We start from the raw sequence: 26,021 nt of genomic DNA, 5'->3' as shown, positions 1-26,021 counted from the left end.
ACTTGATTTTCATCAGTTTTTTGCTACCTTTGCCACGTCTTTTGATATGCCATCGAATATTTGTTTGATTCAATGGATTCATTCGGAAGATAGGAAGTTGTCCTTTTTCCGAAGCAAGTTAAACCTATAAAAGTCAGAAATGAGAATAAAGAAGACGATAAAGACCCTTGCGATTACGGCTATATTGGCTCTCACTACACAGCAAGCAGCCGGGCAAGACCTGTTGGCACGACAGGCACCCGTGGATAGAAAGATGAAAACTGTGGATACGCTCGCTTTACAACGCATCATAAGCCGGGAGAATGCCCAGTCGCCGGCTGCCGAACTCTACAATGATTGGGATAACCGATATGCCACCGCGCCACCGAACTCCCCGACTCTTTTCGCATCAACCTGCGCCATTTCCATATGCCGACGCCAAGCCGTGTGATCACGTCCAACTTCGGCGCACGTTGGGGGCGGATGCACAAGGGTCTCGACATCAAAGTATATATTGGCGATACCATTCGCTCGGCTTTCGCCGGAAAGGTGCGGATCGTGCGCTATGAAGCTGCTGGCTACGGCAAATATATCGTCATCCGGCATCCTAACGGACTCGAAACGATTTATGGTCATTTATCTAAACAACTGGTGGAAGAGAATCAAGAGGTGCGCGCAGGAGAAGTAATCGGATTGGGCGGAAACACCGGACGTAGCACGGGATCGCATCTGCACTTCGAGACAAGACTATGCGGCGTGGCACTGAATCCGGCTTTGCTCTTTGACTTCCGGGCGCAAGATGTGACGGCCGATACTTATATGTTCCGCCGAAGCTCATATGAGCGGGAATCGGCAGAGGCTAATCGTCTCCGGGGGAAGATCGGAAATGGCGGCTATTCGCGTGACGAGGTGGTCGGCGAGATGGCCCAGAACGATCGTGGATCGTCTTCACTCAGCGGTGAGAAACTGTTCCATAAGGTTGAGGCAGGAGAAACATTAAGCTCCATCGCTCATAAGCGCGGTGTGACTATTGATCAACTGTGTAAGCTCAATCACCTCACCCGCACATCGAAAATCTCTGCCGGTCGGATGCTGAGATACTCCTAATAGGCAGCACGAATTATTTATAATCGAACATAAAAAGCCCGCAGAGATCCAAATCTCTGCGGGCTTATCTTTGATAGTTACGGAAGTGACAACTTATTTTCTGTCTGCCTTCTTCTTGTCTTTTGTCTTATCTTTCTTGCATGCCTTGTTTTTACCCTTGCAGCACACCTTATCGGATTTCTTGTCGCACTTCTTGCATACGACACTTCCTTTACATTTTTTGTCCTTACAATCGTCTTTGCAAGTTTTGTCGCATTTCTCCCCTTGTGCCGTCGCACAAGTCTTGTCGTTTACGTCCTTGTGTTTTTTACATTTCTCGCACTTCTCTGTTTTATCACACTTCTTCTTCTCGGTCTTCACGTCTTGCGCATTGGCAAAACTTATCGCAGCCAACATGAGGACTGCACTCATTAATACTTTCTTCATATCATTCTTATTTTAAGTGATTACTGGTTACAAAGATAGTGAATTATCCGAATAAAGGGATAAAAATTGGACTTGTTTGTTGGAAAAATTACAGTAATTTCGTAATAGTAGGTTTTACATGGTATATGTGTTATCTTGTCAATTCATGTTGATTATCGTATAGTTGCTCTTTAAGAGAAGAGTAGTCAATACTTAAATAACATTAATTAATAGCATAAATATGATGTTGTATATTTTGTTTTCCTTTCTTTTAGTTATCTTTGCAATCGAATGAACAAAAACAATCTATATACATTAATATCATTACTGCTATGAGACCAAAAAGAATGAGATTCTTGATGTTGTTCATGCTCTCCTTTATACCTATTTATATAATAGGACAGACTGGAGGAGAACGGACAATCGCAGGCGTTGTATTGGATGCCGAAACAAGTGAGCCGCTAATAGGCGTAACCGTGCGCTCTCCAAAGAGTGGAACGGGGGTGACAACCGACCTGAACGGGAAGTTTGTCATCAAGGTTCTGCCCAACGACTCCACGCTATCTTTCTCTTATATAGGCTACTCTCCCAAGCACGTAAGCGTGGTGGGAAAGAGCCGGTTGAGTATTTCGCTCTCGGAAATAACTAATTCTGTGGGCGAAGTTGTCGTCGTTGGTTACGGAACACAGAAGAAAGAAGACCTCACGGGGGCCATTTCCGTAGTGGATATGAAAGAGGTGAATAAACTTTCGGCATCGACATTGAGCCATGCTTTGCAGGGACAAGTGGCCGGAGTTGACGTGACGAGCTTCTCAGGGTCGCCCGGTTCGGGTATCACGGTACGCGTGCGAGGCATCGGAACACTGAATGATTCCGACCCGTTATTCGTGGTCGATGGTATGATGGTGGGTGATATCAACTTCTTAAATACGGGCGACATCGAGTCGGTTCAGGTGCTAAAAGACGCTTCGGCCACGGCTATCTACGGCTCGCGCGGTGCAAACGGTGTCATCATCATCACCACAAAGAAAGGCAATACGGGCAAGGCCACCATCAATCTGTCAGCCTATTATGGCGTTCAGAACGTGTGGAAGTCGAACAATATGTGCGACGGTCCGACGTGGGGTATGCTACGAAACGAGATGTCGGCAGGCCTTGGCGGTGGCACGCTCATAGAGGATACGCGTACATTACCCACAGTTGACTACTTCGATGCCATTCTTCACAAGAATGCACCGGTGAAGAATGCCGACCTATCCATATCAGGTGGCAACGAAAAAGGAACGTATTTCTTAAGCTTGAACGGCTTTAGTCAAGATGGAATCATCAAGAAGACGACCTTTGATCGCGTCACCTTGCGTGCCAACGGCGACTTCAAGGCTAACTCATGGCTCACGGTCGGCGAGAACATCACACTGATTCGCACGAACCACAAAGGTGGAATTGAGAACGACGAGTGGACAAGTCCGATCATGACCACCTATACCCGCGACCCGATTACACCCATCCGTAATGAGGACGGCAGCTTCACAAAGTCCACGTTCAGCGACATTTGGAACCCGTTGGCAACCATCGAGTACAACAATCCCAAGAATACCGCCTACCGGGTACTGGCAAATATCTATGGAGAAATCAATTTCCTAAAGCACTTCAAGTTCCGTTCTGCCTACTCAACCGAGTATACCAACAACGAATTTTCAAGCTATATACCGGTTTATTACGTGTTCTCTGCACAGCAAAATCCCAACGTGAACTCGCTGACAAACTACACCTACAGCACTTATGTGAGGCAGTTCACCAACACGTTGACCTACGATAAGAAGCTGAAAGAGCACACGTTCTCGGCTATGTTGGGCTGCGAAACGTATGCTGTCACCTACAGAAAGCTCCAAGCTTCAGCGAAAGACGTTCCCAGTAACGACCCACGTGTGATGCATATCGACAATGCCCGCACGAAAGACAACGCAGCTGCGGCCCAAGGAATGACCACGGAAAGCAAGCAGGCTTCGGGCTTTGCCCGCCTGAACTACAACTTCTTGGAACGCTATCTCCTGACGGCTAACGTGCGAATGGACGGTTCTTCGAAGTTCGTAAGAGGGCATCGGTGGGGTACGTTCCCCTCAGTTTCTGTCGGATGGCGCATCACTGAGGAACCTTTTATGAAGAAAGTAAAGGTGCTGAACAACCTGAAACTCCGCTTAGGTTGGGGACAAATCGGCAACGAAGGCAGTGTCGATGCCTATTCATATGCCACATTTGCCTCCGCCGGTTCCAACTATCTGTTCGGCGGAACCTTTGCACCGGGCTTCAGTTTCAACAGCACCGGCAACCCTGAACTGAAGTGGGAAAAGACCACGACAACGAACATCGGTCTCGACTTTGGCTTCTTCAACAGCAAGCTCAGCGGTACAATAGAGTTCTTCAACAAGGTAACAAGCGACATGTTGCTACGTGTTCCCGTTCCCGGACAGACGGGAATCAGCGAGCCGCCTTTCCAGAATGCAGGCAAGATGCGCAACCGTGGCTTGGAGATTTCGCTGCAATATAAGAACTACGACCACCCTGTGGGCTACTCCGTTGGGGCAAACTTCACCACAATTCAGAACCGTGTGCTCAGTTTGGGAGCTAACAATGCCTACATCGAAGGGGCTTCTTTCATGAATACAGTACATCTTACGCGTACCGCAGTGGGCAAACCTATCGCGCAGTTCTACGGACTGAAGACCGACGGACTGTTCCAAAACTGGGACGAAGTGCATGCACAGACGGCACAGAAGAACGTTGCTCCGGGTGATGTGCGATACAAATTGGTGAATAAGGAGAACCTTTTCAGTAGCGAGAACTACACTTATTTGGGAAGTCCGCTGCCCAAGTTCAGCTACTCCGTCAACGGTGCCGTGAGCTATAAAGCTTCGATTTGAGCGTAGCCCTACAAGGTGTCTATGGCAACAAGATTTATAACGGCCCGTCAACCTATACCCGTTCGACACAAAACCTCACCTACAACTACTCCCGCGACATGACAAAGCGTTGGAGAGGAGAGGGAACACAGACTGATGCCCGCTATCCTCGCTTAGGAGGATTGGACGCCAACAACTCCATTCTCCAGTCCGATCGCTACTTGGAAGACGGCTCTTACCTACGCATCAAGATGGTACAGCTCGGCTATACCGTGCCCGCCGCACTCACGGCAAAAGCAGGTATCAAGTCGGCCCGTGTCTATCTCAACGCACAGAACCTTTATACCTTCACGAAATACACGGGACTCGACCCCGAAATCGGCATGAAAGGCGGCGAAGACCCGTTGGATATCGGTGTAGACCGTGGCTATTATCCCATGCCACGCCTGTACAGCATCGGATTGAACGTGACCTTCTAAAGGAGAATACGTCATGCAACACAACAAAACAATCTAAAACAACACAGCAATGAAAAGATATTTAACCTACATGCTCTCGTTTGCACTCCTTGGCTTCACCTCGTGCGAAGGCTTTTTGGACACCGACGTGCCGAGCATCGACCAACATACGTTCTTCTCCGGCGAACAAACCGCCTATAGTGCATTGGTCGGCATCTACGATCCGGCCGGTTGGATGGAATATATTCAGTTTCTTGACTGGGCCATCGGCGACGTTGTGTCCGACGATGCCACGAAAGGCGGAGGCGGCGACAGCGACCAACCACAGATTTATGACCTCGAACACTTCCGTGCCACACCCGAAATGGCAACGCTTTCCACCGTGTGGGAGCAGAACTATGAGGCATCAATCGCGCCAACCGACTGATTGAAGGCCTCAAAGACAACACGGCCGTCAAGGAAGATGTGCGCAAACGCTTCATAGCCGAGGCTCGTTTCATGCGCGGTTACTACTACTTCTGCCTGATAAAGATATTCGGTGCCGTGCCCATCGTAGACCATATCCTCGCCCCTTCCGAATACAAAGGCCCCAGAAACACACTGGAACAGTGCTGGACCTTCGTAGAAAACGACTTCAAGGCGGCCATGGAAGGACTGCCACACAAGAAGCTATGCCGGCTACAGAGCTCGGACGGGCCACATGGGGAGCAGCTGCAGCCTTCCTCACCAAGGCTTATATCTTCCAAGCCAAGTGGAAACCGGCCGAAGCGCAGGCCAAAGCAATCGTGGCTTCGGGCGACTACGACCTGCAACCCAACTACGGTGACCTCTTCACGATAGCCACCGACAACGGCATCGAGTCGGTATTCGATATCCAACTCAAGGACTTCAAGATGACGCAGTGGGGCGACGAGAATGAAGGAAGCATGCTCGAAATCTATCAGCGCAGCCGCGACGACCGCAATGGCGGCTGGGGCTTCGACCAACCCACGCAGAGTCTGTACGACGAGTTCGAGCCGGGAGACATCCGACGCGAGTGGACCATCATCAAAAACGGCGACGTGCTCTGGCAAGGGACGGCAGACGAGGAGACCATCTACACCAACTACGACCCCGTTCACAACCCCGATGCACCGCGCATCGGCTACTGTAAGCGCAAAGGAACGCTACCCAAGAGCCAACGTCCTGACATGACCGACGCTGCCAGCCTCAACGTGCGCGTCGTTCGCTTTGCCGACGTGCTCCTGTGGCAGGCCGAGGCCGCCGTTCACAACAACAGCGACTGGCAGACACCGCTCAACCGCGTGCGGGCAAGAGTGGGATTGGGCGAAAGTCCCTACAAGGCCGACCCGCTCAAAGCCGTCTATCACGAGCGACGCGTGGAGCTTGCCTTGGAGAGTCACCGCTATTGGGACTTGGTGCGCACGGGACGCGGCTCGCTCATGGAGGGCTACACCGACAGCAAGCGTTACTTCCCGATACCGCAGAAGGAAATCAACCTCAATCCCAACTTGAAACAGAACCCTTATTGACGCACATCAACTTAAAACCAAACGACAATGAAAAAGCATATCTACCCGGCTGCCGCCCTTATCACGCTGCTGGCAGCCTGCGAACCGCAGCAGATGGAGACGCGAGAGATGGGCCCCGGGCCTGCGAACGCACGCATCGAGACGAAGGCTACCGACCCCTATAACCCCGTGTTCACAGCAAAGGCCGACCGAGGTTACATCTTCCACTGGGACATGGGCAACGGACAAACCATCGCACCCGGCGCAAACTCCGCCACTTCCTACTATCCCTTTGCCGGCACCTACACCGTGGGCGTGACCATATACGGCGAAGGTGCGCAGGAAACCTCGGCCGAAACCACTTACAAGGTGGCGAAGACCGACCCCACCATAGCCAACAAACCCGTGTGGAAAGAGCTGACGGGTGGCGGAGCGGGACGCACGTGGTCTATAACACCAACCCCTTGACCGGCTCGCCTGACTACTGTTACCAGACGACGGGCGACCTCGTGAACTATCCCGACAACTGGATGCCCTCGGCAAGTTGGGGACAGTGCGACCGCATCACGCCCGACATCAACGGCGAAATGACGTTCGACCTCGACGGCGGCATCAACTTCACCTATCATCATGTGGCAGGAGACGCCGGCGTGAAGGGCACTTTCATTCTCGACACCGAGAAGATGACGCTCACGGTGAAGAATCCTTTCATTCTCGACCACAATGCTGCCTGCACCAACTCGGCCGCTGCGGCCACAGGCGTCTACCAAATCAAGAAGCTCACCGACGACGAACTGGTGCTTTGGCAACTGCAAAAGGCTCCCACGACGCCCGGCTCGGGCGAAGGTTGGGGCTGGAGTTTCAAGCGCAAACCCTGAGCGTCGCGGGCCAAAAGCACCCGTCGCCGCCTTCCTAACGGGCCGACCTCGGTCGTCCTTATAGGAATACCGTCATCGAATAAGGCTGATGCAAGGGGCCGAGATACTTGATGTATCGAATTATCAGCATGCAGAGAAATATTTATCAGCATGCAGAGAAATTCGTCTCAGCGTGCAGAGAAATATTTATCAGCGTGCAGATAATTCGCAATGCCAAGTATCTCTCCGATAAGAATGACGATATCAGGAGGCAAGGACAGCTATAAGCATCAGCCGACACAGGGCACTGTGGGCCCGTTCCGCAGCCCTTTACCATCGGCCTCGGGCCGAACAAGACAAGCGATCTTTCACACTTTGGACGACAACGGGACCCACCTTTCGGGCCGGTAAGACTGCCGGCGGCATGCAGGAACCGAAAATCAAGGGACAAAAAGAAACGAAAGTAAACGGAATTTCGTACTTTTGCACTACGGACTTAATCAGATTTCAGCATGGAACAACAGAAAGGAACGACAGAGAACGTGCTCTTCCAAGAAGAGCGGCTGGGAAAGATCATCGCATTGCTCGAGAAAGAGGGACGCTTGGTGACCAAAGACTTGGTCGACACGCTGGGGGCCACGCCCGTGACGCTGCGCAAGGATTTGCTGTTGCTTGAGAAGCGCGGCCTGCTCAAGCGCACACACGGCGGAGCTGTCAAGGTGAAGCAGCTCTATCCGGGCCTTGCGCTCAACGAAAAAGAGAAGATCAACCTCGAAGAGAAGATGCGCATCGTGCGCAAGGCTGCGGCCTTTATCTCCGAAGGCGACACGATTATCCTCGATGCGGGCTCCACAACGAGTCTGCTGGCCAAGGAAATCAAGGGCTTCAAGCGGCTGGTAGTGATCACGAACGCGCTGAACATCGCCACCGAACTGAGCAACACTTCGATCGAGGTTATCATGGTGGGCGGCAGTCTGTTGAAGAAAGCGGCTACGCTCGTGGGTCCTTTGGCCGACGAAGCCCTGCGCCGTGTCTCGGCCGACAAGCTCTTCATGGGCGTCGACGGCGTTGACTTTAGGGTTGGACTCACCACGCCCGACATCAACGAAGCCAAGACGAGCCGGGTGATGATGGAGGCCGCGGGCGAGGTGTTCCTGCTGGTTGACTCCTCGAAGTTCGGGCGGCGGAGTCTCGGTGTCATTTCCGATGTGAAGCACATCGACAAGCTCATCACCACGAAACGGTTCACCGACGAGGAGTTCCGCTCGCTTCTGACCGACAAAGTGGAGGTGTACATCGTGTAAAGTCTGCATGCAGGAAGCTCATACGAGTAAGGTTCGTGTTGCTTTCTTCATGCTTGTCGGAGTGGCTTGGTAAGAAGAAACATTCATAACACATAAAAACAAGAAAGTATGAGAACAAAGAAATCATTCATTGTATTGAGCTTGTTCGCGGCATTGAGCGTCAATGCCTTCGGACAGCGTAACGTTTACCCGCAAGCCGCCGATGACCAGCTGGTCATTCAAGGCGACAAATGCGGCTGGGATGCCGGCACCGTGCACACCTTCTCGGTGGTTGAGGCCAACAAGGACGGCTACAAGTATTGGGGCTACTATGGCCTTGACCACTATGAGAACGATGTTCACCTGCGAAAGGCGGGCCTCGTGCGCAGCAACAACCTGCTCGATTGGGTGAAATATGAGGGTAATCCCATCATCGCCTCCAATTGCCGGTGGCCGACGGTGGTGATGAGCAACGGTAAGTTCTATATGTTCTATGCCGAATACAAAGGCCCGAACAAAGACAGTCGCATCATGATGGCCGAGAGCGACAATGGTATCGACTTCGACAACAAGCGTGTCGTGGTGCCTTATGCTGACGGTCAGCAGAACCAAAACCCTTTTATCTACTTCAACAAGAACGACGGTTTCTTCTACCTTTTCTATTATAACGGAACGGAACAGGCCAAGAGCAATCAGTATTGGAGTGTGCTCGTCAAGAAAAGCAAGAACGTGGTCGACCTACCTAACCAGAAACCCTACACAGTCGTATCTTCCGACAAGACCTTGGCCGCTCCTTCGGTGGCCTATTATGACGGCACTTACTATCTGTTGGTAGAGGAATTCAGCGACGATACCCACACGAAATGGGTCACGAACGCCTTCTCTTCGAAGGAAGTGGACCGTGGCTACAAGCGCGTCAGCAACAATCCTGTGTTGTATAAGAACGACGCCTGCGCTTTCCAATACGTACTCGACAACCATCTTTACGTGACTTATTCGCATTGCATCGACCTTTCAAAGGGTCAATGGGTGCTGCGTATGATGAAAGCGAAATAGGTATTTCATGATAATCGACTGGCCTGTGTCGGGAGACACGGGCGGTTTCTCAACGTTATAAACCCAATCCAAACACATTATGAATATGACAAAGAATCAGTTTCTCACAGAGATAATGGAGCAGCCCGCCGCCATCGGGAACATCATTGCGTTCTATTCGGGCGCAGAAGGCATGGCCCTGCTGGCGAAAATCAAGGAGACCATCGCACAACGTGCCATCAGTCGCGTGATATTCACGGGCATGGGCAGTTCGTTCTTCATCTCCTTTGCGGCCGCCAACCTCTTCAATCAGCTCGGCATTCACGCCATGTATATCAACACGAGCGAGTTGTTGCACTACAACCTCAGCCTGCTCGACGAGCCCACGCTGCTGGTTTGTTCCTCGCAGTCGGGCGAAAGCTACGAGATAAAGGAAATCCTTGAGCATCTGCCTGCCACGGTTTTCTGCGCAGGCATCGTCAACGAGGAAGACAGCGCACTGGCCAAGAAGGCCGACGTTGCCCTGCTTTGCAAGGGAGGAAAGGAGGAGATGACCTCCACGAAGACCTATGTCGTGACTTCACTTGCAGCTTATATCCTCGGTTTATACCTCACCGGGAAGTGGAACGAGGCCGCCATCGCACGCCTTCATGCGCTGCAACGTCGGTTCGAAGACACGCTTTCGAGCTATGAAGCATGGCTCGACAAAGGATTGAACTTCCTCGGCGACATCACAACCTTGCAGATCATCGCCCGCGGTCCGGCCTACTCCACGGCCAGCCAAAGCGCCCTCATGTTCAAAGAAGCCACGCATATCGCCGCAACGGGCATCTTGGGCGGCGAGTTCCGCCATGGTCCTATGGAGATGGTGAGCCAAGGCTTCAAGTCGATATTGTTCGCTTCAGAAGGAAAAACGCTAGAGCAAAGCCTGAAAATGGCCGAAGACATCACGCGGTTCGGCGGCAAGGTGTGGCTCATAACGAATGCAAAGGCCGCGCTGAACAGGCAAAGTGAGCACATCGTCCCGGTGTATATCGACGAACAAGACGAGTTTCTCTTCTCCATACAGAGCATTATTCCCGTACAACTCTTCATCGATGCGTATGCCAAACGCCACGGTTTCGAGGCCGGAAGCTTCTCGCGTGGCGCCAAAGTAACGATGACCGAATGAGCAATCCCATGGTACGAAGCGAAAAGAAACATTCCTTTCTGCTGGTTGTCACCACGTTGATGTATGTGATATTCGGGCTGCTCACGTCGGTTATCGGCGTGGTCATCGACCGTTTTCAGACCGAATACAACGTCTCGTTGGCCGTGGCAGCCCTCCTGCCCCTTGCCTTTTTCCTCGCCTACGGGCTCACTTCCATTCCCTTCGGCATGCTGATGGACCGGCGAGGTGCCAAACTTGTGCTGCTCACGGGTACGGGTTTGATGGCTGCGGGAGCTCTATTGTGCTACTTCAGCGACAACTATGTGGCCGTCATCGTCTCCGTTTTCCTCATCGGGATAGGCGTCACGGCCGTTCAGATAGCCGGAAATCCGTTTATCCGCGTGCTCGATGCGCCGTCAAGATACACGGCCAACCTCACCATGGTCATCGGTATCGGGGCCTTGGGCTACGCCTTGAGTCCGCTTATCGTACCGGTGTTGCAGTCTAACGGCTGCTCATGGAAAACCATTTATCTGCTCATCGCCATCGTCTGCATCGCCATTCTGCTCATCGTGGCCTTTGCCCAATTCCCCGAAGCCAAGGCCGGCGAGGAAGAACGACTCGACCTTTCGCGGCTATGGACGCTGTTCCGCCACCCGATTGTCTGCACTTATGGTCTCGGCATCTTCCTTTATGTGGGAGCCGAAGTGGGCGTTTCGTCCTACATCATCACCTTTATGAACGAGGTGCATCACCTTGACAACGCGCAATCCTTTTGGGGCGAAGCGTCCTTTCTCTACCGGATTTTCCCCTCGAAGACGGCATTAATCGTCGCATTGTTCTGGCTGTTGCAGGCCGTGGGCCGCATGGTGGCCTCGTTCTTGATGCGTTTCGTCAGCGAAAGACGCATCTTCATCTTCCACAGTGCCTGCACAGTCATCGCACTTTTATGCGCCATCGCGGGCAACGAGACCGTTTCGCTCGTGGCGTTTGCCCTGACCGGCTACTTCACCTGCGTCTCCTTCACCTCCGTTTTCAGTGCCGTCATCAACAGTTTCGACCGCGACCACGGCATGATTTCGGGCCTTTTGGGCACGGCAATCGTGGGCGGTGCGCTCGTAGGTTGGCTCGTCGGGAGCGTCGGAAACCGTTGGGGAATGGTTGCCGGCATGGCAGTCAACGTGCCGGCCTTCCTTTATGTGTTCGCACTTTCGGTGTGGGGAAAGGGCCGGTTAGATGTCAATGACAATTAATTCTCAAACGAATGGAAAAAGAAATCATCATAGGAGTAGACCTCGGTGGCACGAAAATCATGACAGGGGCCATCGACCAACAGGGCAACGTGATAGGAACGCCCGTCAAAGTGGCCACGGAAGGCACACGACCCAAGGAGGTTATCCTCGACAAAATCATGGCCTCTATCCGGCAAGTGCTACGCGACAACAACCTCGACCCGGCCCGATTGCGGGGCATCGGCGTGGGGTCTACGGGCCCGCTCGACAGCGACAAGGGCCTCATTCTCGAATGTCCGCAGCTGCCCACACTGCACTTCTTCCCCTTGCGCGACGCATTGAGCCGGGAGTTTGGCCTGCCCGTGGCACTCAACAACGATGCCAACTGCCTTATTCTGGGCGAGGCTCGCTTCGGAGCCGGCCGCGGTAAGCAGCGCATTGCAGGCTTCACGCTCGGCACGGGCATCGGGTGTGCACTCGTATTCGATGGGAAGATATGGAACGGAGCAACGGGAACGGCCGGCGAAATCTGGTGTTCGCCCTACGCAGACGGCATCATCGAGGACTTCATCTCAGGGCATGGCGTCGCCAACATCTACCGTTCTGTTTCGGAAAAAGAGGCATCTTCGCTCGATGTATTCAGGCTTGCCGAGCAGGGCGACCAAGAGGCTTTGACCACATGGGAGAGCTTCGGGCGGCATCTGGCCGTGCCCTTGGCATGGACCATCAACCTCATTGATCCCGAAACCGTTATCTTGGGCGGCTCAATCGCTGCGGCCTACCGCTACTTCGGCCCCGCGATGGAAGCACAACTTCGGCAGAACATCTGTCCCGTTCCGGCCAAGCAGACGCGCGTCGTGCTGTCAATGCTGGGCGATAATGCCGGCTTTGTGGGTGCAGCCTGCCTGATGCTGGAATGAAGAACCGGCACGCTCGGTCCACAATTTCAGCCATTTTGGCACGTAATCTCAGCCATTTCACACGCTAATATCAGCCATTTTACGCGCTGAAATGACCCATATTGCCCGACAAAATGAGCCTTATTGCGGCACGGAATAAATTTCCTTGCGGGAGGAAGAAAATTTCTTTGCGAGAAGAAATAAATTTCTTTGCGGGAGAAAATAAATTTATATACGGGAGAAAATTTACGGGCATACGGGAGAAAATAAATTTCCTTGCGGGAGAAAATTCCACGGGTCGCCGCGCAACGTCAACCATCATGTAAGCCGACACGCCTCATCCCGCAAGGCACGCTGGCGGAGAACGGCACAAAGTCCGACCGAACGAACAAAACAATAAAAGCAATAACAACGAAAAACGATACAATGAAGAAAACCATTTCAACTATCTTTGCCCTCGCGGCATTGGCCGTTATGCCGGCAAATGCCTCGGACGAGAAGCAAATGCTCACGGACTGGGAACTGAAATCCGCCGTGCAGGTGAAGCAAGGTGGCGGGATGCTCTCGCTTTCCTCCTATAAAACCGACCGCTGGATCAAGGCGAAAGTGCCCTCAAGTGTACTGGGGGCACTCGTCAAGGCGGGTGTTTATCCCGACCCACACTTCGATTTGAACGACCTAAAGATACCCGATGCGTCAGACGATTTGAACCGACGTCTGGGCCTGAGCAAGTACAGTTACATCAAAGGTACGCCCAATCCGTTCAAGCATCCCTATTGGTTCCGCACGAAGTTCCGCATTCCGGCCAACCGGAAAGGGCGGCGTGCGTGGCTCAACTTCGATGGTATCAACTACAGGGCCGACGTTTGGGTGAACGGAAAGCAGGTGGCCGACCACCGCGAGATGGCCGGAATGTTCCTCAGGTTCAAGTATGACGTGACGCGATTCGTGTCAGCTGACCGAGAAAATGTGGTGGCCGTGAAAATCTATCAGGTAGACAATGTGGGCACGCCGTCGCCGGGTTACCTCTTCGAACCGTTCGGACAAGGACGCGGACAGGGTGCCGAGATATTCCGAGACGTTACGTTGAAGTTCATGGCCGGCTGGGATTGCTCGCCCGTCGTGCGCGACCGCAACATGGGAATGTATCAGAATGTTTACCTTTCCTACACGGACGACGTGAAGATAGAGCACCCTTACGTGGTCACCGACCTGCAACTGCCCGACACGACGAATGCTTTCGTCACCGTTTCGGCCGAACTTTGCAACGCAGGGACGACCGTTCGACGGGGCATTCTGCGCGGAACCATCGACTTGGAAAAGGAGATTGACTTCTGTACGTACAGGAAACTGATGCCCGGAAGCATGCAAACTGTGGTGTTTGAACGCGAGGTTGAGGTGCCTGCGGGCCGCAGTATTACGGTGTCGTTCACGCCGAAAGACTACGCACAACTGCATATTCGGCGACCTTATCTGTGGTGGCCTAACGGATATGGCATGCAATATCTGCACCGACTGAAGCTCACTTTCGAGGCCGACGGCAGGGTTTCTGACACGCAGACCACCACGTTTGGTATCCGTAAAATAACGTCTACGCTGAAAGAACGCGATGGCGAACACGGCCGAATCTTTTGGGTAAACGGCAAAAGGATATTCAGTCGGGGCGGCTTTATCCAGCCCGATATGCTCTTAGACATGAACCGAAAGCGCATGTATGACGAGGCTCGGCTCCTTGCCACAGCCGGCGTGAACATGATTGCCAATGAAGACATGCCCTCGCCTCCTGAAGAAGTGATGGAAACCTACGACAAATACGGCCTCTTGATGTGGGAGGTTTTCTTCCAATGTTGGACAAGTTACCCCGGAACGGAGACCTTTAAGAACCCTACGGACACCAAGTTGGCACTGCGAAACATGTATGATGTGGTGAAAAGATACCGCAACCACCCGAGCTTGGTGCTGTGGTGTATGCAGATAGAAACCATCGTTCGCGAAGAGCTTTACGTGCCTTTGCGACAGTATATCCGCGAGAACGATCCCACACGCCCGTTCATTGCGACGTCGAGTCACGGCTGGAATGTGGAAGAGACGCCGTATATCAAGCCCGATCTGCCCACCGGAATGACCGACGAGAACGCTCCTGACTACACATGGTACCCACATCCCTACTATTATGAGAAGGTATTGGAGGTGAAAGACCAGATGTTTCGCAACGAGATGGGCGTGCCTGCCGTCTCAACCTTGGCCAGCATGAAGAAGTATATCTATGACTTGGGCAAGGGAGAGAAGCGGGGTTACTATCCGTTGGACAAGGTGTGGGCCTACCACGACGCTTGGGATTCCATCTGTTGTCCGCCCGAAAGCTACGCCTACAAGCCTTATGACGACGCCATTCGCCGCCAGTTCGGCCAGCCACAAAGCGCAGAAGACTACATCAGATGGGCGCAATACATCAACGCGGGCAGCTATCGTGCGATGTATGAAGCCGCAAATCATCGCATGTGGGACATTACAACTGGAGTCATGTTGTGGAAACTTAACGCCACATGGCCGCAGGTTTTGTGGCAGATTTACGACTGGTTCCTCAATCCGAATGCGGGATATTACTACGCAAAGAAGGCCTTGGAGCCGTTGCATATCCAGATGAACGAGCACAACCGCATGGTGGCTGTCATCAATACCCAGCATCGTTCGCACGAAGAACTCACGGCCGACGTGCGCCTTTATGACTTCAATATGAACGTTGCATGGCAGAAACAGCAACCGCTTTCCATCGGGGAAGACCGCTATCAAGAGCTGTTCAACATTCCACAACCCGACGGAATAACGCCCGTTTACTTTGCCCGTCTGCTCCTGAAAGATAAGAACGGCCGGGTGGTTTCAGAGAACTTCTATTGGCTTTCGGCCGACGGAAAGAACGATTTCCGGCCAATTACGCGCATGCCGAAAGTGGAATTGCAACTCACTTCCACTACAATGACGAAAGATGGTGACGTCATTATGAAGGTCAATGTCAAGAACCCTACCGACCGACTTGCTTTATGCACCGCCTCATCATCACCAAAGGAGAGGGCGGAGAAGAGGTTTTGCCGACCTTCTGGAGCGACAATTTCCTCACCATCTTCCCCGGTGAGACGCGTGAAGTGACGGCAACGTTCGCCCGGAAAGACCTGAACGGCACCACGCCCGTGCTGAAGTTAGACCGCGACCAATAACAAATCCATCGACTTATCCCTATCAACAAACGCATAAAACCTTAAGAATTATGAAGAAGTATTGCTTATTCATCGCGCTGCTGCTGCCACTTTTGCTGGGCAGTTGCAGCAATGACGACTCGCAACCCGGCACAAACGACGCCGATTATATCACCGTTGACGCCCGCAAAGCCCTCACGGGAACCTTCGTAGAGTTCTCGGGAAAGGACGATTGGGCGCCTTATCAGTGGAACAGTCTGCTGGAAGGCATGAAGAAAATCGGGCTGAACACGGTCATTGTTCAGTTTGCTGCCTACAACGACAACACGTGGTTCGACTCGCAAAACACGTTCACCAAGAACAAGAACAAGTATGCCTTGGCCCGCTTGTTGGCTGCCGCGGAGTTGAAACACATGGAGGTCTACATCGGACTTTACTTCAACGACGAGTATTGGAATAACCAAACCAATGCCGAATGGCTGAAACTGCATGCCGACCGCTGCATCTCTATTGCGCAGGAAATCCAAGCAAGGTTCGGAAACAGCCCTGCTTTCAAGGTTGGTACATTCCCCATGAACCTGAACCTTATGCTTATAACAGCGATGCAAAGGTGGCTTTGTTCAGAAACGACTTTGTGAACCGCATCTCAGACAGGCTCCACAAGCTGAACGGCAAGCCCGTTTCGATTGCCGCTTTCTGGAACAGCGACCTCTCAACGCCCGAACAATTGCAGCATTTCATGGCCGAATTGGCCAAGGCCAACCTGCAAGTCATCATGCTGCAAGACGGAGTTGGCGTGGGACACGTGACGCTTGAGCGACTCGCCGGCTATTATCAAAGTGCGGCAAAAGGCCTTTTCAAGGAGAATACATCATACAAAGGAGCCTTCTGGACCGACCTTGAGACCTTCTCATCCGGCAGTGTTCCCGCGCCGTTCGCCCGCATCAAGCAGCAACTCACAACCGAACTGGGCGTCGAGAAAGTCACGAAGGCCGTTTCGTTCCAATACTATAACGACATGTGTCCCACCGGTCCGGGCGGCAAAACAGCCGGAAAGCTCCGCCAAAGTTACGCTAATTATCTTCGTACACTCAAATGATAAAGTTTTAATTCTTCAAGAATAGTATTTTAGTTAGTAGTGAATGTAGATGCCCACCATCAATTTGATATTGATGGTGGGTTGTCATTATACCGTCATAGTTAGGAAATTAGGGGAGTTTGAGTAGTAACTAAATTCTTTTCCTTTCCTCAATTTTATATATGCTCATTATGAATGAGTCACAAAGGAGCTTAGGTTTGGCATGCGAAAGCAGCACGAACGACAAACCAACCATGCATCATGATCGTGCTAAGAAGACCGTAATGGTGTGTCATCAAGCGAAAACGTTCTGCAAGCGATGCCTTATGATTCTTCACACTCATCCCTCCCTCCAGATAGTCGACCACTACAGCATGCACGTTGCGCAGCGGAAGATGGCGCTTCTCGGCCTCTTTCATTATGCGGATGCACCAGTCTACATCGGCCGACAAATGATAACGCAGGTCATAGGGATTGTTTCTTGCAAGGTCGGTGCGAGCATAAAAAGCTTGATGGCACACCAACATCCCTTGTCTGAATGATCGCCATGTGAGTTGTTCGGGTGCAGCCAGTCGGCGATGATGCAGGAAACGCCCTTCCGAGTCTACGACATCCGTATCGCCATAGAGTACGCCTGGCAATGCCTCGCCATCTCCCACGCTGCTCGCAATGAGGTCGAGCGTGTCGGCAGAGGGCAATGTATCGCCGGCATTGAGATAACAAATATAATCGCCCGAAGCTTTGAATAGTCCTTTATTCATGGCGTCATAAAGCCCGTTGTCTGGTTCCGAGAAGATCGTCACGGTGTGTCCTGTCTTCGCTTCGTCGGATTTTACCTTATACGTATGGGCCATTTCTATGGTGCGATCACGCGAGGCACCATCAATAATCACATGTTCCACATGCGGGTAAGTCTGCATCAAGACACTGTTTGCGGTACGTTCGAATACCGCTTCGGCATCGAACGTTACGGTGATGATGGTAAAGCGTATCATAAATGGAATTCTTTCATAGCCAACGCCTGGTTATATACCTCGATATAGCGGTGCGACACACTGGTCTGTGAATACTGCGCCTGCACCTTCTGTACCGTGCGGCAACGGAGTTCATCGCGATCGGCTTCGCACAGCGTCCAAAATAGTCCCGTGGCAAGGTCGGTAGCATCTTTAAATTCAGCTACATAACCATTTGTTTTGTGGTCGATCATCTCGGGAATACCGCCTACGCGAAACCCGACACATGGCACACCGCATGCCATCGATTCCATAATGGTGTTCGGGAGATTGTCTTCCAGCGATGGAAGTACGAAAACATCGGCCGAATTATAGATGTCTACCAGTTGCTTTTCATCTGAGACGTATCCTAAGGAATAAACGGGCAATGGCAGAGAGTCGGCTATCGCTTCCGAGTGTCCGCCCAAGATGGCCACGCCTAAGCGATCTTTCAATTCAGGATGGGTCTCGGTGAGTTTTCCGACAGCATCGATTAAAAAGTCTATTCCCTTTCGTTTGTCGGTCACACGCTGCGACACGAACAGTATCAACAGTCTGTCGGTGGCGAGTCCGGCCCGTCGTCGTGCCTCATGCTGATCTTTCGGACAAAAGATGCGGGTGTCGATTGGGTTTGGTATAGTCGTTACGCTTTGTCCACGAAGTAGCGCACTCTGCCGTGCCTGACCTCCCAACCATTCGCTGCAAGTGACATAATGAATGTTGCGATGATACAAAACACGTTTCTTTCGACTCCAAATCTTATGGGATAAATCTGTTTTAGATCCGCCACCTGGCAGCAACGGACAATCTTGGCAAGCTGTTTTGAATCTCGGGCAACCGTGTGTGTAATGACAAATAGCCGTGGCTGGCCACACGTCGTGCATCGTCCACACCACCGGTTTACCTGCATCCAATATCTTACGAATCCCTTTCAGCGAAAGCATACCTTGATTGATCCACGCCAAATGGATGACATCCGCTTCCCGAAATTCGGGCAACGATGTGATATCCGAACCAGAGTTGGCTATGTCTATTTCAAAAAGATGATCGCGTGTGAAGTGCAGTCGCCAAAAGATGCACCATCGTTCCCACAGGAAATGCCATTTAAGCAAGGGCGAACGAGGCAACTGGGCCACAGTGATCTGATCCGTCTGTTTGTCCCTAACCAGCATTTTGGCTTTCACACCATTGTTGTTCAGTGCATCCATCAGCCGATGAGAGGCCACAGCCGCACCGCCCGTCTTCTCGCTGGTATTCACTATCAGTACACGCATCGTTATCTTGTTCTTATTCCAAATACAAAGATAACATTTACCGGTGTATCTGCAAAGGAAACCAATTAAAATGCTTCGGATTTCCATTGTGTACGTACACAAATCATTGATATATATCAATAAATGGGCGTTTTGCTATAAAAAGCATCCCGAAAGTATTGTGTGCGCACAAAATTCATCGTATCTTTGCATCGTCAAAAGGTTAATAGATTGTTTAGGTTAGTAGTAATAGATTTAGGTTTTTAGTTATTAGGTTTAAGGTAGATTTTACAGATTGTTTAACGGGTAACAATGAAGGCCGTGAGGTTTTCATTCTGTTCGAAAAAGATTTAAGTTAAACATAAGAGGTGCGCCGCAGTTCGTTGAGAATTGCGGCGTATTTTTATGCTTTCTAATAAAGGCTTATTCAACTCACAAGTAAGTCTTTTTCATCGTGCGATTTACGCTTACTTGGAAGCCGTTTAACCATTAATTGTCAATCCTCCATTGGCAATTGATAGAGCACTTGAATGATGGTCTGCCCCACAGCTTTCAGTGTTTGTGGATCGATGTGCGCCAAATCATCAGACACGGTGTGCCAAGTGGGGCCGAAACTGCTTTGTACACAGTCGGGATAATAGGGTATAATATCTATTGTCGGGATGTTGGCAATCTTGTTGAGAGGGACGTGGTCGTCGGTGATCATCCCTCCTTTGCTCATCGGAAAATAGCTACCAAACCCCGCTTGGCGGGCTGCTTGCCATACTTTTTGCAGCACTTCGGGCGCGTATTGAGCCGACATAGCTTCTTGATAGAACTTAGCGCCTTGACCGCCGACCATATCCAACAGAATGCCGAAACGTGGACGAGGATTCAAACGGAAGTTGCGTGCAAAGTATTGGGCACCCAACGCCCAGCTATCTTCATTGTCTTCAACGTTCGCCCAACGTGGTGTACCCCAGTCTTCGGCATCGAAACAAATGAAGTCTACGCCGATTTTCAATTGCTTGTCGGTGCTGATCAGACGCGCAATCTCCATCATCACGGCTACGCCACTGGCTCCGTCGTTGGCCGCAAGGATAGGTTTGCGCCAGTTGATAGAGTCCGGATCGTTGTCGGCCCACGGTCTGGCGTCCCAATGGGCACATAAAAGTACACGCACAGGAGCCGTCGGGTTGAAGCGTGCAATGATGTTTTGGCTTTGCAACGCAGTACCGTCGTAACCTTTCAATGTGGCTTTCTGTACCTCGGTTTCACATCCGTACTGTTTGAATTGGCTGATAATCCACGCTGCACAACGGTCATGCGCTGTGCTGTTCATCGTTCGTGGACCGAAATCGCACTGCATTTTGACAAACGTATAGGCACTGTCGGCATTGAAAGCAGGCCCCAACGGATTCGGTTTCTCAGCCTCTTCGACAGTTGCCGACTTGTTTCTCTCGTCGAGATGAGCCATCAATGGCTTGTAGCTCAAGGCCACAACGACAAGCAATGCGATGATAGATGACATTATGATTGTTCTCTTTTTCATACGGATTTCAGTCTTTTTGCTGCTGCGCTTGCGTCATCACGCGCAGCCAATTGCCGCCCCATATCTTAGCAATATCACATTCGCTGTACCTGCGTCGCAGTAGTTGGAGAGTGAATTGAATGAGTTCGGACGAGTCTGCAAGCCCGATGATGCCGCCATCTCCATCAAAATCGGTTCCCAGACCTACGTGATCGATGCCCATTATACGGATAGCGTGCTCGAGATGAGCAATGGCATCGGTGATATTTGCAGCTCCGTCTTTGCGCAAGAAGCCGCCGTAAAGCGTGGTATGTGCCACTCCTCCTTTGGCCGCGAGCGCCCGAAGTTGGTCATCGGTGAGGTTACGCGGTACGTCGCAGAGCGCTTTACAGTTACTATGACTGCACACAATGGGCGTCGAACTGATGTCGAGCGCATCGTAAAAGCTTTTTTCTGCACCGTGACTCAGATCTACCAAGATGCCGCATCGGTTCATTTCGCGGATCACCTGTTCGCCGAATGCACTCACACCATTATGCGTTTGACTGCCACGAGCACTGTCGCAGATGTCGTTGTCACCGTTATGACAAAGCGTGATATAGGTTACTCCGCGTTGCGCAAAGTGTTTGACATTGGCCAAATCACACCCGATTGCCAGTCCGTTCTCGATTCCCAGAACGATAGATTTTCGTTCTTGACGTTTGTTTTCATACAGATCGGCCGGCGTTCGGGCCAAACTCAGATACCGGTTGTTGTTACGCACGATCTCTTCAATCCTATCGAAGATGAGATTTGCATACTCGGTGGGTCCCGAAACATCAAAATCTACCTTTGAAGAGAAGCTCTCTCCCGCCTTCGGTTGTGTAAATAAGCCACCATTGTTACTGCATCTTGCCGCCCGTCGGTCATTTTATGCAGGTCGACTAATATCCGTTTATCGCGTTGGTCGAAGTGAATGCCCTGCGGAAAGAACATCGGCGTGTCGCAATGAGTATCGAGTGTGAGTATCTTTGCGTGCAAATGCTTGGCCGAATGGAAGTCATTCGCCTCGTCGACGAGCCATTTGAACACGCGCATACCGTCTTCTTCCAACCATTCGGGATGCCATTGCACACCCAAAACAGACTTAAACTCGATACTTTCGATGGCTTCAATGGTGCCGTCGGGTGCCGTCGCGGTAACTCGGAAACGCTTGCCCGTATCGCTTACAGCTTGATGATGCAGCGAGTTGACATAGATTTCGTGGCGCCGGTATATATTATATAAGGTAGAATCTACTTCAATCTTCACCGTGTGAGTAGGCTCGCTGTTCTCTGCTTCTTGCGAATGCTTAATGAGTTTTTGAGTTTTTGAGTTTGTAAGTGGATGAGTTTCTGAGTCTTTTTTGAGCTCATCAGCACGATTTTCGGCAATATCTTGCATCACCTTTCCACCCAAAGCGAGGGCCAAAGTCTGTATTCCGCGACAGATTCCAAGCATCGGAATCTGTCGGTTATAAGCCAAACGAGTGAGCAAGAGTTCTGCTAAGTCGCGCTCGGCATTGATTCCGTGCAGATGAGGTGACGGTTGTTCGCCGGCCCAAAGCGGGTTATAGTCGCCGCCACCGGTAAGAAGTAAGCCGTCGATTTGGTCGAGTGTGTTGATGATGACATCTTTGTCGGTCACCGGCGGGATAATAACGGGTACGCCTCCGGCCGCAACAACCTGCTCGTAATAATGATTGCGAAGCATTGCATTGCCGTCGGCGAAATTGGCAGTAAGGCCGATCAGCGGGCGATGCGATGCCTCGGGATAAGCCGAATAGATCGGAGTGAGCACCTCATTCAGGTCAAATGTCTTGGTCATTGCTGTTTGTTTCCTTTCTCGTCGGTATTGATGGGGATTTCACGCTTGATACTTTGTTCGAGCGAAATCAGCGTTTCGGTCGATACCACGCCTGGAATGGTCTGCAACTTGTTGTTGAGCAGATCCATCAGTTGCTCGTTGTCGCGTGCATAGAGTTTGAGAAGCATCATATACGAACCTGTGGTGAAGTGGCATTCCACGATTTCCGGAATCTCCACTAATCTGTTGACGACATCTTTATACATGCTGCCGCGTTCGAGTGTCATCCCCACATAGGTGCAAGTGGCATATCCGAGCGCTTTCGGGTCGACCTCGAATCCGCTGCCAACGATGATTCCGTTTTCCATCAGATGCTGCACCCGCTGGTGTATGGCAGCTCTCGACACCTTGCATTCGGCCGCTACATCCTTGAACGGAATGCGTGCATTGTGCGCCAGAATACCCAAAATCTTCCTATCGAGACCATCTATTTTCTCCATCGCCCAGTTTGTTTTATTTGAATCTAAATGTCAGAATAACGTAGCAAAAATATATATTTTAATTGATATAGGCAACATCTTGCTTTATTTTTTCCTCCTTTTGATCGCATGTGATGCCTTCATTCAACTGGGGATTGAGAGTCGATCATTGAGGATTCTTTGATTGAATTTCAGACAAACAGATACAAGCAAATCGTGTTTCACCATGAAAGAAAAGAATGGAAAAGACAAAAGAATGATCAATGAGAGCTGGAAGGAATTTTAAGGAACCGTTAGTCGCATTGCAAGTAAATGTTAGTTGTCATGCGATTAATGTTTACTTGCGATGCGATTAACGGTTCATGAGAAAAGGGGCAGCCATCAATGATCAATCATGTATTGGTTTTCGCTCTTCTGTCTGAATCTTGATCGAAGCATTTCACTTATTGATGACACTGTTGCAATGCTGTCTTTTTAACCCTGAGGATGAATGATTCTTTTGTCAAGAAACCGCTTGTTTAAATCTCTTTGGGAACAAAATAGATTTTCTTGGGCTATCTACGAGCCTCAAAAAGACTCTTTGAGGAGTTAAAAGAGTAAATTTTGTAAGCAAAACTTTTGCACATTTATCGATTTTATCTATATTTGCAACCGATTTTTAAACATCTTGTAAGTCATGAAGTTGTATCGGATCATTCCATTAGCAGCCTTTTGTTGTCTACTCACTTCTTGTTTCAAAGACGAACCTTTGAATGCAGAGTGCGACATAGAAGAGATTGCTGTTCATGCGGCTAAGCCGTCAGAGACATTCTTCTATTTGTCAGACACGCTGCGTCCTGTGCTCTCCAACGAGCGAAACATTGTCTTCAACGTGCGCCGGAAAGCCGAAGTCGGCTCTTATGCACTGACTTTCAAACTCACACCGGGGGCTGTTGTCCAGCCTGCCAACGGTTCGATGCAAGACTTTTTGAAAGGAAATGTCACCTATACTGTCACTTCTGAGGACGGCTGTTGGCATCGCACCTACACCATCGGATTCCGTCCCACGCTCCGAACAGTCAATGACACCCTTCACTATGACTTCGAAAACTATTATCTTCAGCCTGAATACAAGAAGTTTTATATGTGGCACAACGAGTTGGCTGACGGCAAATGGGGAAATGATTGGGCGTCGGGCAATCCGGGATTTATGCTGGCTGCCTATCAGGATCCACCCGAAAACTATCCCACCATACCTGAAAAGGATGGTTATGATGGTGCTGCCGTGTGTCTCACCACACGCAGCACAGGATCGCTCGGAGCCTTGTTTAAGAAACCGATTGCTGCCGGCAATCTTTTCTTAGGCGTCTTTAATGTTTCGGAATCGCTCACAAATCCTTTGAAAGCAACCTACTTCGGCATTCTGCTTGACAAACAACCGATGAAGATCACAGGTTATTACAAGTACACCCCGGGGCAGAACTTCACAGGACCGGATAACAAAACCATCGAAGGAAGAACTGATCAAGCTTCTATCTACGGTGTGTTTTATCGCAATCGCAATGATGCCGGCGAGGCTGTTTACCTGGATGGAAGCAATGTCAAGACCAGTCCGCTCATTGCAGGATTGGCTGATCTGAAAGAGATTAAGCCCACGACAGAATGGACTCCATTTGAAATCGAATTCCAATACACGTCTGATGTGGACTACGATCTGCTGCAAAACGGTGGTTACAACTTCACACTTGTCTTCTCGTCGAGCAAAGACGGCGATAAGTTTGAGGGTGCCGTGGGCAGCCAACTGATGATAGATAAAGTAAGAGTAATCTGTAAGGAGGAAAACAAAGATGATCGTTAAGAAGTTATTTGCAGTGCTGTTGATCGGCACATCGGCATTTGCAGCACAGGCCAAAGGCATTGTCGACAATGCCACTTTCAATATCCGGCTGGGTTATTCACTCGGAGGAACTGCCCCAGTGGGACTTCCCAACACCATCAGAAGCCTCAACAGCTTTCATTTCCGACCCAATTTCTTACTCGGATTGGATATGAACAGCACCATCGATCAGCGTTGGGGATGGCTTACAGGTGTGCGAGTCGAGCGCAAAGGAATGTATGTCGACGCCACCGTGAAGAATTATCACATGGGCATCGAATATGGAGGTCAGTCTTTGGAAGGCTATTACACGGGCCACGAAGTGACCGAAGAGAAGCAGCTGATGATCACAGTGCCGGTGCAAGCCACCTATCATCTTTGCCACAATGTGAGCCTGCGGCTGGGTCCTTACATCTCATTCGTGATGTCGAAGAAGTTTGAAGGCTATGCCTACGACGGTTATTTGCGGGTCAACGAACCCACAGGTGACAAGGTGGTCATGGGCAATACGCCGAGCAATCGCGGCAGTTACGATTTCTCCGATCGCATGCGCAGCCTGCAATGCGGCCTGAATTTCGGTGCAGATTGGCGTTTCTATCGTCAGGTGGGCGCCTTTGCCGAACTCTCGTGGGGTCTCAACGGCATTCACCACAGCGATTTCAAAACCATCGAACAGACGCTTTATCCCATTTATGGAACCATCGGTCTGACTTACAGAATCAAATAGTCGACCCTCGATTTTTGTTGAATTTTACCATAAACAGCATCCGATCTCTCTCTGATCAGGTGCTGTTTATGATATCGTTTCGTTTCGGGTAGAAAACGAAACATAATTGATAACTTGTTGATAGCATTTTGGATAGAAGGACAAAATCGAATTGTTAATTCACAAGTCTCAATCTCTGATTTTCAATGGGATTTGAAAGAGGATTCTAATGAACCGTTATTCGTCGTGTAACTAACTGTTAATTGCGCTGCGATAGATGCTTCTTTGCTATGCAGTTAACGGTTAAAGGAAAG

At 50.8% G+C, this 26,021-nt stretch carries 21 protein-coding genes and 4 pseudogenes; 19 read left to right on the top strand and 6 right to left on the bottom strand.

Translation table 11 applies throughout. From position 1 onward, the window contains the following. Nucleotides 1-139 precede the first annotated feature (139 nt). Nucleotides 140-1,086, top strand: a pseudogene (locus JCM12259_RS13285) (peptidoglycan DD-metalloendopeptidase family protein). A 93-nt stretch (nucleotides 1,087-1,179) separates the two neighbouring features. Here the strand turns inward: JCM12259_RS13285 and JCM12259_RS13280 are convergent. Continuing rightward, nucleotides 1,180-1,512 carry a hypothetical protein gene (locus JCM12259_RS13280; RefSeq protein ID WP_025065210.1) on the bottom strand — a complete coding sequence of 111 codons (333 nt, stop codon included), beginning with the start codon at nucleotides 1,510-1,512 and terminating at the stop codon, nucleotides 1,180-1,182. 326 nt (nucleotides 1,513-1,838) lie between these two features. On the opposite strand from JCM12259_RS13280, the gene JCM12259_RS13275 reads away from it, so the two are divergent. The 16 genes and pseudogenes from JCM12259_RS13275 (at nucleotide 1,839) to JCM12259_RS17695 (ending at nucleotide 17,109) form a co-directional block, all read left to right on the top strand. Continuing rightward, nucleotides 1,839-4,412 carry a SusC/RagA family TonB-linked outer membrane protein gene (locus JCM12259_RS13275; RefSeq protein WP_234396522.1) on the top strand — a complete coding sequence of 858 codons (2,574 nt, stop codon included), beginning with the start codon at nucleotides 1,839-1,841 and terminating at the stop codon, nucleotides 4,410-4,412. Beyond that, a complete protein-coding gene (locus JCM12259_RS17075) occupies nucleotides 4,409-4,870 on the top strand; it encodes a hypothetical protein (RefSeq protein ID WP_234396521.1) in 462 nt (153 codons plus the stop codon). Before JCM12259_RS13275 ends, JCM12259_RS17075 begins: the two co-directional genes overlap by 4 nt. Nucleotides 4,871-4,919: 49 nt before the next feature. Then, on the top strand, nucleotides 4,920-5,276 hold the full coding sequence (locus JCM12259_RS17070) for a hypothetical protein (RefSeq protein ID WP_234396520.1): 357 nt from the start codon (nucleotides 4,920-4,922) through the stop codon (nucleotides 5,274-5,276). Beyond that, nucleotides 5,255-5,455: pseudogene (locus JCM12259_RS17065) on the top strand (RagB/SusD family nutrient uptake outer membrane protein); the annotation flags it as partial. The gene JCM12259_RS17070 and the pseudogene JCM12259_RS17065, both read left to right, overlap by 22 nt. Before the next feature lie 65 nt (nucleotides 5,456-5,520). Beyond that, on the top strand, nucleotides 5,521-6,381 hold the full coding sequence (locus tag JCM12259_RS17060; RefSeq protein ID WP_234396519.1) for a RagB/SusD family nutrient uptake outer membrane protein: 861 nt from the start codon (nucleotides 5,521-5,523) through the stop codon (nucleotides 6,379-6,381). 27 nt (nucleotides 6,382-6,408) lie between these two features. Next, nucleotides 6,409-6,828, top strand: a complete 420-nt coding sequence (locus JCM12259_RS17055; RefSeq protein ID WP_234396518.1) for a PKD domain-containing protein — start codon at nucleotides 6,409-6,411, stop codon at nucleotides 6,826-6,828. After that, the gene (locus tag JCM12259_RS17050) at nucleotides 6,768-7,238 is read left to right on the top strand and encodes a hypothetical protein (RefSeq protein ID WP_234396517.1); all 471 of its coding nucleotides are present in this window, start codon (nucleotides 6,768-6,770) and stop codon (nucleotides 7,236-7,238) included. Before JCM12259_RS17055 ends, JCM12259_RS17050 begins: the two co-directional genes overlap by 61 nt. A 234-nt stretch (nucleotides 7,239-7,472) precedes the next feature. Further along, on the top strand, nucleotides 7,473-7,628 hold the full coding sequence (locus tag JCM12259_RS16660; protein ID WP_159105364.1) for a hypothetical protein: 156 nt from the start codon (nucleotides 7,473-7,475) through the stop codon (nucleotides 7,626-7,628). Between the two features lie 101 nt (nucleotides 7,629-7,729). Continuing rightward, nucleotides 7,730-8,521: a DeoR/GlpR family DNA-binding transcription regulator gene (locus tag JCM12259_RS13260; RefSeq protein ID WP_036888386.1), complete on the top strand. Its 792-nt coding sequence runs from the start codon at nucleotides 7,730-7,732 to the stop codon at nucleotides 8,519-8,521. Nucleotides 8,522-8,629: 108 nt separating this feature from the next. Then, the gene (locus JCM12259_RS01875) at nucleotides 8,630-9,556 is read left to right on the top strand and encodes a glycoside hydrolase family protein (protein ID WP_025065208.1); all 927 of its coding nucleotides are present in this window, start codon (nucleotides 8,630-8,632) and stop codon (nucleotides 9,554-9,556) included. Between the two features lie 79 nt (nucleotides 9,557-9,635). After that, nucleotides 9,636-10,706, top strand: coding sequence for an SIS domain-containing protein (locus JCM12259_RS01870; protein ID WP_036888384.1), 1,071 nt, complete (start codon nucleotides 9,636-9,638; stop codon nucleotides 10,704-10,706). Between the two features lie 8 nt (nucleotides 10,707-10,714). Continuing rightward, nucleotides 10,715-11,938 (top strand): MFS transporter, encoded by a 1,224-nt coding sequence (locus JCM12259_RS01865; protein ID WP_234396516.1) that lies wholly within the window; start codon nucleotides 10,715-10,717, stop codon nucleotides 11,936-11,938. An 11-nt stretch (nucleotides 11,939-11,949) separates the two neighbouring features. Next, nucleotides 11,950-12,837 carry an ROK family protein gene (locus tag JCM12259_RS01860; protein WP_025065205.1) on the top strand — a complete coding sequence of 296 codons (888 nt, stop codon included), beginning with the start codon at nucleotides 11,950-11,952 and terminating at the stop codon, nucleotides 12,835-12,837. A 405-nt stretch (nucleotides 12,838-13,242) separates the two neighbouring features. Further along, nucleotides 13,243-15,963: a glycoside hydrolase family 2 protein gene (locus tag JCM12259_RS13255; RefSeq protein WP_234396515.1), complete on the top strand. Its 2,721-nt coding sequence runs from the start codon at nucleotides 13,243-13,245 to the stop codon at nucleotides 15,961-15,963. After that, on the top strand, nucleotides 15,903-16,031 hold the full coding sequence (locus JCM12259_RS17045) for a glycoside hydrolase family 2 protein (RefSeq protein WP_234396514.1): 129 nt from the start codon (nucleotides 15,903-15,905) through the stop codon (nucleotides 16,029-16,031). Before JCM12259_RS13255 ends, JCM12259_RS17045 begins: the two co-directional genes overlap by 61 nt. Nucleotides 16,032-16,081: 50 nt before the next feature. Further along, nucleotides 16,082-17,109, top strand: a pseudogene (locus tag JCM12259_RS17695) (DUF4434 domain-containing protein). A gap of 191 nt (nucleotides 17,110-17,300) precedes the next feature. On the opposite strand, the gene JCM12259_RS01845 reads toward JCM12259_RS17695, so the two are convergent. The 5 genes and pseudogenes from JCM12259_RS01845 to JCM12259_RS01825 all read right to left on the bottom strand — a co-directional run bounded on the left by JCM12259_RS01845 (nucleotide 17,301) and on the right by JCM12259_RS01825 (nucleotide 23,167). Beyond that, nucleotides 17,301-18,083, bottom strand: a complete 783-nt coding sequence (locus JCM12259_RS01845; RefSeq protein ID WP_025065204.1) for a glycosyltransferase family 2 protein — start codon at nucleotides 18,081-18,083, stop codon at nucleotides 17,301-17,303. Then, nucleotides 18,080-19,354: a glycosyltransferase family 4 protein gene (locus JCM12259_RS01840; RefSeq protein ID WP_025065203.1), complete on the bottom strand. Its 1,275-nt coding sequence runs from the start codon at nucleotides 19,352-19,354 to the stop codon at nucleotides 18,080-18,082. The genes JCM12259_RS01845 and JCM12259_RS01840 overlap by 4 nt, the downstream gene beginning before the upstream one ends. Before the next feature lie 475 nt (nucleotides 19,355-19,829). Then, on the bottom strand, nucleotides 19,830-20,864 hold the full coding sequence (locus JCM12259_RS01835) for a M28 family peptidase (protein WP_025065202.1): 1,035 nt from the start codon (nucleotides 20,862-20,864) through the stop codon (nucleotides 19,830-19,832). A 7-nt stretch (nucleotides 20,865-20,871) separates the two neighbouring features. After that, a pseudogene (locus tag JCM12259_RS13245) lies at nucleotides 20,872-22,688 on the bottom strand (membrane dipeptidase). Continuing rightward, the gene (locus tag JCM12259_RS01825) at nucleotides 22,685-23,167 is read right to left on the bottom strand and encodes an Lrp/AsnC family transcriptional regulator (RefSeq protein WP_025065201.1); all 483 of its coding nucleotides are present in this window, start codon (nucleotides 23,165-23,167) and stop codon (nucleotides 22,685-22,687) included. Before JCM12259_RS01825 ends, JCM12259_RS13245 begins: the two are co-directional and overlap by 4 nt. A gap of 655 nt (nucleotides 23,168-23,822) precedes the next feature. Here JCM12259_RS01825 and JCM12259_RS01820 point away from each other — a divergent pair. Both JCM12259_RS01820 and JCM12259_RS01815 read left to right on the top strand, forming a co-directional pair. Further along, nucleotides 23,823-24,983: a PCMD domain-containing protein gene (locus tag JCM12259_RS01820; RefSeq protein WP_025065200.1), complete on the top strand. Its 1,161-nt coding sequence runs from the start codon at nucleotides 23,823-23,825 to the stop codon at nucleotides 24,981-24,983. Continuing rightward, nucleotides 24,973-25,728, top strand: coding sequence for a porin family protein (locus tag JCM12259_RS01815; RefSeq protein WP_025065199.1), 756 nt, complete (start codon nucleotides 24,973-24,975; stop codon nucleotides 25,726-25,728). Before JCM12259_RS01820 ends, JCM12259_RS01815 begins: the two co-directional genes overlap by 11 nt. Nucleotides 25,729-26,021 lie beyond the last annotated feature (293 nt).

Origin of the sequence: Hoylesella enoeca JCM 12259 (assembly GCF_000613405.1) — a bacterium.
Taxonomy (GTDB): Bacteria; Bacteroidota; Bacteroidia; order Bacteroidales; family Bacteroidaceae; genus Prevotella; species Prevotella enoeca.
The sequence above is the reverse complement of the archived record's forward strand: the minus strand, read 5'-3'. Positions and strand labels throughout refer to the sequence as shown.